This is a genomic window from Arthrobacter sp. (assembly GCF_030540645.1).
GTDB lineage: Bacteria > Actinomycetota > Actinomycetes > Actinomycetales > Micrococcaceae > Specibacter.
This window is the reverse complement of record NZ_JAUNVV010000091.1, coordinates 3156-13391: the sequence shown is the minus strand read 5'-3', so window position 1 is coordinate 13391 and position 10236 is coordinate 3156. Positions and strand designations below refer to the sequence as shown.

Here is a 10236-nt window from a genome sequence, read left to right as displayed (position 1 = left end):
GTTGCTGGTGGTCCAGTCCGCGGGGCCGTCGGTGCCAGCTGCATACTCTTCCATGGGGACCATCCCATCCTTCCAGGCGGCAAAGGCGGGCTCCACAATCCGCCAGCATTCCTCAGCAATATCCCCTCGAACAGACAACAGCGGATCTGCGTTGAGGACACCTTCGAGTACTTCACCGTAGGGCAGGAGCGGGTCGCTGCCCAGTTTCGCTTTCAAATTGACGCGGTCAAGGGTGAACACGTCGCCGGGACCATTGACGTCAAGGTCCAGCACCAGCGTGTCCGGGCCGAAGCCAATGTGCAGGCGGGTGGGTGAGTCGATGCCCTTGAAGCCAATAGGCAGGTGGGGCACCGGCTTGAATGTCACGACGGCTTCCTTGCGGGAGCGGCCCAGCGCCTTTCCTGAGCGCAGGATGAACGGCACGCCCGCCCAGCGCCAATTGTTGATGAATACTTCAACTTCGGCAAGTGTTTCGGTGTCGTTGGCTGCGTCCACGCCTTCCTCGTCGAGGTAGTTCGGGACCTTGCGCTCGCCGATGGTGCCAGCCGTGTAGCGGGCACGACGGGTGAAGTCCGCCAGGTCGCTGCCGTTGCGGCCAATTGAACTGGCCCGAAGGACGGTCGCAATGCTGGAACGAACGTCCTGTTCACCCAAGGTGGCTGGTGGTTCCATGGCCAAGATGGCCATCACCTGAAGCAGGTGGCTTTGGATCATGTCACGCCCGGCCCCTGCATGGTCATAGTACCGGGCACGGTTTTCCAACGTCAGGGCCTCATCAAAAATGATCTCCACCTTTTCAATGTGCACTCCGTTCCAGGAATGTTCCAGCAGCCTGTTGGCGAAGCGCAGCCCCAAGATGTTCAAAACCGTCGACTTGCCCAGGAAGTGGTCAATCCGGTGGATGTGGTCCTCGGGGACTAATCCGGCCAGCGTGTCATTGAGAGCGCGCGCTGTCTCCGTGCTGGAGCCAAACGGTTTTTCCATGACCAGGCGCGTGCCGGATGGCAGATCTTCCGGAGTCAGGGCTTCACATGCCTTTTGGCTGATGGCTGGCGGCAGCGCAAAGTAGAGCGCTATGGGACTTGGAATATCTTTGAGGAACTTGCCCAGCTCACCCTCGGCCGTCACATCAAGCTGGTGGTAGCTGCTGCCATCCTGAAGCTCCTGCAGGTCCTTGATGCCGGCATCCGTCGACGCGCCGCCCGGGGCCATCGCGTCGGAAAAACTTTCCGTGAGCCGATCCTTCCACTGCTTATCCGACCAATCGTCGTTGCCTGCACCGACCAGGGAAAGTTCCGACGCCCTGCCGGAGGCAACCAGACGGCCGACGCCGGGCAGCAGGAGTCGGCCGGTGAGATCACCGGATGCGCCCAATATCACCAGGGTCTTGACCCGCCCGCTGGAGTCGGGCGACTTGGCCGGGGACCCGGCGTCGTGCGTGGAAGGGGAGGCGCTGGAGGATGCTGTGGGAGTCGTCACCGTCCCAGCATTGCACGGTGTCTGGGGCATTGGGTGGCAATGACACCCGGATCCGGCCGACTTTTGCACACACCATGGCGCCGCAGTTGATACCCTTGATAGTTGAGTCCCTCAGGAAAGGGAGTGGGATGGAGCCAATGGCCCCGTCCTGCCGGTCTCATCCTGACTAATGTAAATTGCCACGCCGCGCGCGGCCAGGCCATGTGGTCCGGCCGTGCGGGTGCTGGTTAATCCCAGACGAAAGAAGTGCGCGCCGCGTGTTCAACTCCCTATCTGATCGGTTGACAGCCACCTTCAAGAACCTTCGTGGCAAGGGCCGGCTGAGCGAGGCCGACGTCGACGCCACAGTGCGCGAGATCCGCCGCGCCCTCTTGGACGCCGACGTCGCAGTGCCGGTGGTGCGCGCGTTCACCGCCAAGGTCCGTGAACGTGCCCTTGGCTCCGAGGTCAACGAGGCGCTGAACCCGGCGCAGCAGATCGTCAAGATCGTCAACGAAGAACTCGTGGCCATCCTTGGTGGGGAGACGCGCCGCATCAACCTGGCGAAGAACCCGCCCACCGTCATCATGCTGGCCGGTTTGCAGGGTGCGGGCAAGACCACGCTTGCCGGAAAGCTGTCCAAGTGGCTCAAGGGCCAGGGCCACAGCCCGCTGCTGGTGGCTGCCGACCTGCAGCGTCCCAACGCCGTCAAGCAGCTGCAGGTCAACGGTGAGCGTGCCGGCGTCCCCGTTTTCGCCCCGCACCCCGGCGTCAGCAGCGAATTTGAAAGCGCCACCGGCGATCCGGTTGCTGTGGCTCAGGCAGGCATCGCCGAGGCGAAGTCCAAGCTGCACGACGTCGTCATCGTCGACACCGCAGGCCGCTTGGGCATCGACGCCGAACTGATGAAGCAGGCCGCGGACATCCGCGCAGCCATCAACCCCGACGAAGTCCTGTTCGTCATCGACGCCATGATCGGCCAGGACGCCGTCAACACGGCCCAGGCGTTCAACGAGGGCGTGAACTTCACCGGTGTCGTCCTGACCAAGCTCGACGGCGACGCCCGCGGTGGTGCCGCACTTTCCGTCGCGTCGGTCACCGGCAAGCCAGTCATGTTCGCCTCCACTGGCGAGTCCTTGGACGACTTTGAGCTGTTCCACCCCGACCGCATGGCCAGCCGCATCCTGGACATGGGTGATGTGCTCACGCTCATCGAACAGGCCGAGAAGAACTGGGACAAGGGCGAAGCCGAGCGGATGGCGCGCAAGTTCGCCGACCGTGAAGACTTCACGCTCGACGACTTCCTGTCCCAGATGCAGCAGATCCGCAAAATGGGCTCCATGAAGAAAATGCTCATGATGATGCCCGGGGCGGCCAACATGCGCCAGCAGCTGGAGAACTTCGACGAACGTGAAATTGACCGGGTGGAGGCCATTGTCCGCTCCATGACGCCGCATGAGCGCGTCGCCCCGAAGATCATCAACGGCTCGCGCCGCGCCCGCATCGCCAAGGGTTCCGGTGTGCACGTCTCCGAGGTCAACGGCCTGCTGGAACGCTTTGGCCAGGCTCAGAAAATGATGAAGAAGATGGCCCAGGGCGGAGGGATCCCCGGAATGCCGGGCATGCCTGGTCCCGGTGGCTTCGGTGGTGCCCGCAAGGGCAAGCAGGTCGCCAAGAAGAAGGCACGCTCCGGCAACCCCGCCAAGGCTGCCGCCGAGTTGAAGGCCGCACAGGAGAAGGCCAACGCACCTAAAGCGCTGCCCACGGGTGCTTCATTTGGTGCCGGTGCCGAGGACTTTGATCCCTCGAGCCTGAACCTCCCCAAGGGCTTCGACAAGTTCCTCGGGAAGTAGCCCGAGTACGAACGGTGCTCGAAGGCGCCAGGGTGACCATCTCTGGTGGCCCCGGCGCCTTTTTCCTGCCCCAAACTCATCCCTGACAGCGCTCGGCAACAGGTCTACAATCTTGAGTTAGGAGCCTTGCGAAGACCAAAGCGATCCCCACCGCAAGGTTTTGACATGGAGGGCAACATGGAATATTTGCGATCACATGAGAGGAACCGGAAGCCGTTCATTCGGTTGGTGGGAATAGTTGCAGCGGTGTTCTTGGCGGCGACGGCGTGTTCGTCGGGAGGCTCAGAAAACAACAATTCGTCAAGTGAAAACGCCAACGCAAAAGCACCAGGCAAGACGGCCAATACCGCCACCTTCGCGTTGCCACCAAATACAGTACCAAACTGGATTTGGCCTTTTTCACCCATTGCTGATTTTTCCGTAGCCAACATTTCCAATCTGCAGCAACTGATGTACCGGCCGCTGTATTGGTTTGGAAACGATGGGAAAGCAGAAGTCAACGACTCGCTCAGCCTAGCCGCTCAACCCACATACAGCGATGACGGCAAGACCATCACCATCAAACTCAAGGACTACAAGTGGTCCGACGACACGCCTGTCACGTCTACGGACGTGATGTTTTGGTTTAACATGGCAAAAGCCGAGAAGGCAAACTACGCAGCCTACGTCCCCGGACAGTTCCCCGACAACATTGTCTCGGCAACCACACCGGATGCCAAGACGATCGTTTTGACGTCGGACAAGGTTTACAGCCAGCAATGGATGCTGTACAACCAACTCAGCCAGATCAGCCCGATGCCACCGGCATGGGACATGACAAGCGCGACAGCCAAGGGTGACTGCGCGACTAACGTCTCCGGCTGTGCCGCCGTTTACACGTACATGGTCTCGCAGTCAAAGGACCTGCCAACGTATGCCACAAACCCATTGTGGCAAGTGGTGAACGGGCCATGGACCCTCAAGAGCTTCAACTCGGACGGGCACCTCACCTTCGTTCCAAACACGAAGTACTCCGGGCCGGTGAAGGCCACACTGAAGGAATTCATTGAGGTGCCATTCACCACGGACGCGGCAGAGTTCAACGTATTGCGGGGTGCCAGCACCATTGATGTCGGCTATATTCCCACGCAGGACCTGGCCTCGCCAAGACCGGCGAACACAACACCCGACGTGGCGGGGCCCAACCCGCTCAGCGCCAACTACACCATGGCACCGTGGAACCTGTACGGCATCAACTACTTCCCGATCAACTACAACAACCCCACGGTTGGGCCGATCTTCAAGCAGTTGTATTTCCGTCAGGCACTGCAGTCCGTTGTGGACCAAGAGGGAATCCTGACCTCTGCGGCCAAGAACTACGGCTTCCAGACCACCGGTCCCGTGCCGCTGTTCCCGCCAAGCCCGTTGATCTCCAGCATTGAGACACAGAACCCCTACCCATTCAACATTTCCGCTGCCGCAAAGTACTTGACCGACAACGGCTGGACCGTTACCCCCGGTAAGGCAGCCACCTGCACCAAGCCCGGCACCGCTGCCGGCGAGTGTGGCGCCGATGTCAAGTCCGGCCAAGCGCTGAACTTCACCCTGCAATACGCCAGCGGCACTCAAACGATCACCACGGCCATGGAGTCCATGAAGTCCAACGCAGCACAGGCGGGCATCATCCTCAACATCGTTCCGGCCCCATTCAACACCGTGACCGGCACGGCCATCCCATGTTCCGGTGCGACCTGCACTTGGGAAATGGGCAACTGGGGCGGTGGCTGGGTGTACGCACCCGACTACTACCCAACCGGTGAGACCCTGTTCCAGACCGGAGCGGGATCAAACAGCGGAAGCTACTCCAACCCCGCAATTGACAAGCTGATCATGGCCAGCACCACCGAGAGCGGCACCGCGGTGATGCAGGCATATGAGAATGCTCTGGCCAAGGACGTACCTGTAATTTGGCAGCCAAACTACACGTACAGCCTGACCATGATCGCCAATGGGCTCAAGGGCGTCACACCCCAGAACCCCTACGCGTCAATCACTCCCGAGGCCTGGCACTACTGAGTGCTGCCAGGGCCGAAAGAAACTGCTCAGTAGGCGGGTGGAGGATATGAACTTCAAGAGCGCCCCGTACGCAGGGACAGCGTCATGATTGGCTACATCCTTCGCCGCCTACTCCAGTCAGTTCTGGTTGTCTTGGTGGTGACCATCATTGTGTTCATCTTGCTGCACCAACTTCCTGGTGGTGCGGCACGGGCGATTCTAGGGCCACGGGCAACCGCAGCTCAGATCACCGAATTTAACATCCAGAATGGCTACGATCAGCCGTTGTTCATTCAGTATTTCCGGCAGTTGGGCCAGTGGCTGACAGGTAATTTCGGGTTTTCGATCAAGTTGAACCAGTCCGTCAGCTCACTGTTGATCCAGCGCATGCCCAAGACCATCGTGTTGGGGATACTTTCCTTGGTGCTGACCGTGATCGTCGCCATTCCGTTGGGCATTTACCAGGCGGTGCGTAGGAACAAACCGTTTGACTACATTGCCACCGGACTCTCGTTCATCTTCTATGCGGCACCAACGTTCTTCATCGGCCTGATCATGATTGAGCTCTTTGCGCAGAATCTGGGCTGGTTCCCTCCGGAAGCGCCGCAATCCGACGGTGTGGGCCCCATCTTCGAAGACTTCAATGCCATGGTGCTGCCCATTGTCACACTGGCCCTTCTGAGCATCGCAGGCTTCTCCCGTTACATGCGTTCCTCCGTGCTGGACAACATCGACCAGGACTATGTCCGCACTGCACAGGCCAAGGGTGCCGGACCCACCCGGGTCCTGTACCACCATGTCCTGCGCAACGCCCTGATTCCGATCATCACGTTGCTCGGACTGTCCCTGCCGGCCGTATTTGCGGGCGCATTGATTACGGAATCGATCTTCAACTTCCCTGGCATGGGCCTGCTGTTTTGGCAGGCGGCACAGGCCTCAGACTATCCGGTGGAACTCGGTGTCGTCATCATCACGGCGTTTGCCACCGTGGTCGGGAATCTATTGGCTGACGTTTCCCTGGCCGTGCTTGATCCGAGGGTGAAGCTATGACAACCATGCGTCCTGGAACCGGGGCAAGCGGCCCCGGCCCCGCAGATCCGGTGGTGCCGGGCGGTCCAGCCCTGCCGGTCGGTGCAACGGGCCTGCCGGTCGGCAAGGCCAAGAGCATGTTCCATCTTGGCTTTGAGGTCTTCATCCAAAACAAGCTGGCCATCGTGGGGCTCATCTTCCTCGTCATCGCTGTGCTGTTTTGCTTCGTCGGCCCGCTCCTCTATCCCACCAACCAGGTGACAGTGAACTTGGCGAACACAAACCTGCCGCCCGGCCCTGGGCATCCGCTGGGCACCGATTCGACAGGCTATGACCAGCTCGGGCGGCTCATGACCGGCGGGCAGGTGTCGTTGGCCATCGGCTTTGCCGCGGCGATCATTGCCACTGTCGTGGGCACCATCTGGGGTGCCATTGCTGGCTTCTTCGGCGGCTGGGTGGATTCGGTCATGATGCGCATCGTGGATGCCGTCCTCTCCATCCCGATCCTGTTCCTGCTCCTCTTTTTGGTCACCATCGTCAAGCCCAGCGTGCCCGTCATGATCTTCGTGCTCGGCCTGACGGCGTGGCTGGTGCCGGCCCGGTTGGTGAGAGGAGAGTCGCTGGCATTGCGCGTGCGGGAGTACGTCCAGGCTGTGCGGGTCATGGGAGGCTCCTCGTGGCACTCGGTGCTGCGCCACATCATGCCCAACGTTGTGGGCACAGTCATTGTCAACGCCACGTTTCAGGTGGCCGATGCCATCTTGCTCATCGCCTATCTCGGGTACCTCGGCCTGGGCATCTCGCCACCTGCCACCGACTGGGGCGGCATGCTCAGCAACGGAACCTCCTACGTGTTCACCAACTATTGGTGGCTGATCTACCCGCCAGGCATTGCCATCATCATCGTCGTCGTCGCGGTGAACCTGGTCGGTGACGGCCTGCGGGACTCGGTTGAGGTCCGGCTTCAACGTCGCTGACAGCAGCTCCGCCCACCCATCCAAAGGAGAACCGACATGTCGTTGTTGGAGATTCGCGATCTCAGCACGGACATCCGCCTCAGCAAATCCGTGGTGCACGCCCTGGATCACATCAACCTGCACGTCGACGCCGGGGAGTGCCTGGGCCTGGTCGGGGAATCCGGCAGTGGCAAAACCATGACGGCCATGTCGATCGAGCAGCTGCTGCCTCCGGGAGGACACATTGTCAGCGGCGAAATCCTCTTTGACGGGGAGGACCTGGTCAAGCTGAATGAGGCACGCCTGCGCCAAATCCGCGGCGGCGACATCGGCATGATCTTCCAAGACCCCATGACCTCGCTGAATCCCGTGCTCCCCATTGGCGACCAGGTTGCGGAACCGCTGATGCTTCACCGGGGCATGGGAAAGTCCCAGGCGCTCAAAAACGTGGTGGACATGTTGGGGTTGGTTGGCATTCCCAGCCCGGCCCAGCGGATCAAGGACTTCCCGCACCAGCTTTCCGGCGGGCAGCGCCAGCGCGTCATGATTGCCATGGCTCTGATCTGCCAGCCCAAGCTGCTGATTGCGGATGAACCCACCACGGCACTGGATGTCACCGTGCAAAAGCAGATCCTGGAACTGGTGGACAAGCTGCGCGAAGAATTTCACATGGCCATGATCCTGGTGACCCACGACCTGGGCGTCATTGCCGGCAGTGCCGACCGGGTGGTGGTCATGTACGCCGGCAAGGTGGCTGAAATGGCCGACGTCCACACGCTCTTCGCCGCACCCAAGCACCGCTATACGGATGCACTGTTCGAGGCCCTGCCCGAACGGGCCGCCGGAACGGGGGAGCGGTTGTACTCGATTCCAGGCCTGCCACCGGATCTGACCGAGCCCCCGCCTGCCTGCCGCTTTGCCCCGCGCTGCCGCTTCGCAGTGGAGGCCTGCCGCACCCAGGTGCCGCCCACCACCACCATCTCGACCCCTCACGGCCCGCAGGAATATGCCTGCTTCGTTCCGCGCACCACACCGCTACACATCCCCGAACCCGTGGACCTGCGCACCATCATCCCTGAGCTGGCCCGGGTTGAGGCGGCGGAACTGGGGGCCGCGGCATTGGTTCCTGCGGAAAAGTTGCCGGCGGAAGATGGTCCGGCGGAAGCGGGATTGGCTGCTGCCTCGGTGTCGGACGCCACGGGCTGGGTGGCGCCGTCCACCTTCATCCCGGTCGATGGCGTCCCGTTGCTGCAGATCAAGGGGGCTGTGAAGGACTTCCCCGTCACTGCAGGGGCCATATTGCGCCGCCATATCGGCGACATCAGCGCCGTCGCCGACGTGACGGTTTCCATCCCCCGCGGCACCACTCTGGGCCTGGTGGGTGAGTCCGGCTGCGGAAAAACCACTCTGGGACGTTTGGTGGTGGGACTGGACGTGCCCACGAGCGGGGAGATCCTGTTCCGTGGCCGGCGGATCTCCAAACTGCGCGGCAAGGAAGCGAAGGAAGGCCGACGGAACGTGCAGTTCATGTTCCAGGACTCCTATGCATCTCTGGACCCCCGCATGCGGGTGCGGCAGATCCTCCGCGAACCGCTGGACATCCAACATGTCGGCACGCCCAAGGACCGCAACGCCAGGGTTGATGAACTGCTGGCCGACGTCGGCCTTCCCGCGAGAGCCGCCGAACGCTACCCGCACGAGTTTTCCGGCGGGCAGCGCCAACGCATCGGCCTGGCCCGCGCCCTGGCACTGCAGCCGGGGCTGATCGTGGCCGACGAGCCCGTGTCCGCGCTCGATGTCTCGATTCAGGCGCAGGTGTTGAACCTGATGAAGGACCTCCAGCGCGACCGTGAGCTGACCTACCTTTTCATCAGCCACGACCTGTCCGTGGTCCGCTACCTTTCCGACGTCATCGCCGTCATGTATCTGGGCAAGATGGTGGAGGTGGGGCCGGCGCCCGAGGTCTATTCCCACCCAAAGCACCACTACACGCGGGGGCTGATTGACACCATCCCCATCCCGGACCCCGTCATCGAGAAACAAAAGGCGAAATTGGGTGTCCGTGGCGAGCTGCCTTCGGCCATGACCCCGCCCAGTGGCTGCCGTTTCCGCACTCGCTGCCCCGCGGCGCAGGATCTCTGCGCCAGGGTGGAGCCCACGTTGCAGCCCGGCGGCGGGCAGGTGGCCATGCCGGCGGACGAGGTCGCGGCGGAAACGGCCCGGGCCGTGGCTGCCGGCACCGTCCCGTATCTGGTGGCCTGCCACTTCCCGATCAACGGCCATGCCGCCGTCGATGCCTTGGAGAGAAGTGAAACGTCCGGCTGAGGGCCGCCGGGCCGGGGCCGCCTGCGGGATACTCCAAGGAGCATCCGGTAACCTGCATCAATGAGTAAAACGCGGATCGTGTTCGTGCACGGCATGGACGGCTACGGCACAGCAGCATGGCCGGCCCAACATCTTTTGGCCGGGAACTATGACTGCCTCTTCATTAAGCGGACCGGATTCAACGCCGTCGAACCTCCCGTGCCAACAAACTTTGCTGCCGATGCGCGGCTGGTGATTGATGCGCTGGGCAACGGCGGGCATGTTGTTGCCCACGCCCAAGGAGCCATCGCCGCCATGATGGCCGCAGTGCAGCGCCCGGATCTGGTGTGGTCCATGGTCCTGCTGGAACCGCTATTGCTTTCCCTGACGGCGGAGCTGCCCGCCACGGCAGCATATTCTGTGCACTTGGCGGATCTTTTTGTCCATGCCAAGGAGCTGACGGACAAAGATTTCCTGTCCGAGTTCAATACGTTGATGGCGGTTGCAAGCCCACCCGGAACCGAGACCACCAGACGTGTGGCAGCCCGGGCCAGACTGCAGCTGCCCTCCACACAGGCGCCGTTGCACATTGTGCCCGGAGT

Annotated in this window: 8 protein-coding genes; 6 read left to right on the top strand and 2 right to left on the bottom strand. The window is 61.7% G+C overall.

All coding sequences use genetic code 11. From position 1 onward, the window contains the following. On the bottom strand, nt 1–1479 hold a 1479-nt coding region (locus tag Q4P21_RS14015; protein WP_303389361.1), incomplete at its 3' end, for a glucose-6-phosphate dehydrogenase. Between the two features lie 257 nt (nt 1480–1736). On the opposite strand from Q4P21_RS14015, the gene ffh reads away from it, so the two are divergent. Continuing rightward, nucleotides 1737–3311, top strand: coding sequence for a signal recognition particle protein (gene ffh / locus Q4P21_RS14010; RefSeq protein ID WP_303389360.1), 1575 nt, complete (start codon nt 1737–1739; stop codon nt 3309–3311). Nucleotides 3312–3415: 104 nt separating this feature from the next. On the opposite strand, the gene Q4P21_RS14005 is transcribed toward ffh, so the two are convergent. Then, nucleotides 3416–3742 carry a hypothetical protein gene (locus Q4P21_RS14005; protein ID WP_303389359.1) on the bottom strand — a complete coding sequence of 109 codons (327 nt, stop codon included), beginning with the start codon at nt 3740–3742 and terminating at the stop codon, nt 3416–3418. Between the two features lie 19 nt (nt 3743–3761). On the opposite strand from Q4P21_RS14005, the gene Q4P21_RS14000 reads away from it, so the two are divergent. The 5 genes from Q4P21_RS14000 to Q4P21_RS13980 all read left to right on the top strand — a co-directional run. Next, nucleotides 3762–5366 (top strand): ABC transporter substrate-binding protein, encoded by a 1605-nt coding sequence (locus Q4P21_RS14000; protein ID WP_303389358.1) that lies wholly within the window; start codon nt 3762–3764, stop codon nt 5364–5366. Between the two features lie 84 nt (nt 5367–5450). Then, nucleotides 5451–6395 (top strand): ABC transporter permease, encoded by a 945-nt coding sequence (locus Q4P21_RS13995; protein ID WP_303389357.1) that lies wholly within the window; start codon nt 5451–5453, stop codon nt 6393–6395. Beyond that, nucleotides 6392–7351, top strand: a complete 960-nt coding sequence (locus tag Q4P21_RS13990) for an ABC transporter permease (RefSeq protein ID WP_303389356.1) — start codon at nt 6392–6394, stop codon at nt 7349–7351. The genes Q4P21_RS13995 and Q4P21_RS13990 overlap by 4 nt, the downstream gene beginning before the upstream one ends. 36 nt (nt 7352–7387) lie before the next feature. After that, a complete protein-coding gene (locus tag Q4P21_RS13985) occupies nt 7388–9655 on the top strand; it encodes an ABC transporter ATP-binding protein (RefSeq protein WP_303389355.1) in 2268 nt (755 codons plus the stop codon). 60 nt (nt 9656–9715) lie between these two features. Continuing rightward, nucleotides 9716–10236 (top strand): alpha/beta fold hydrolase (locus Q4P21_RS13980; RefSeq protein ID WP_303389354.1); only part of this gene is annotated, 521 nt, incomplete at its 3' end.

Bases quoted from the DNA above. Each gene is read 5' to 3' on its own strand.
- Q4P21_RS14005 (WP_303389359.1), bottom strand. From the start codon at position 3,742: ATGTTGGCTACGGAAAAATCAGCAATGGGTGAAAAAGGCCAAATCCAG.
- Q4P21_RS14000 (WP_303389358.1), top strand. From the start codon at position 3,762: ATGTACCGGCCGCTGTATTGGTTTGGAAACGATGGGAAAGCAGAAGTC.
- Q4P21_RS13995 (WP_303389357.1), top strand. From the start codon at position 5,451: ATGATTGGCTACATCCTTCGCCGCCTACTCCAGTCAGTTCTGGTTGTC.
- Q4P21_RS13990 (WP_303389356.1), top strand. From the start codon at position 6,392: ATGACAACCATGCGTCCTGGAACCGGGGCAAGCGGCCCCGGCCCCGCA.
- Q4P21_RS13985 (WP_303389355.1), top strand. From the start codon at position 7,388: ATGTCGTTGTTGGAGATTCGCGATCTCAGCACGGACATCCGCCTCAGC.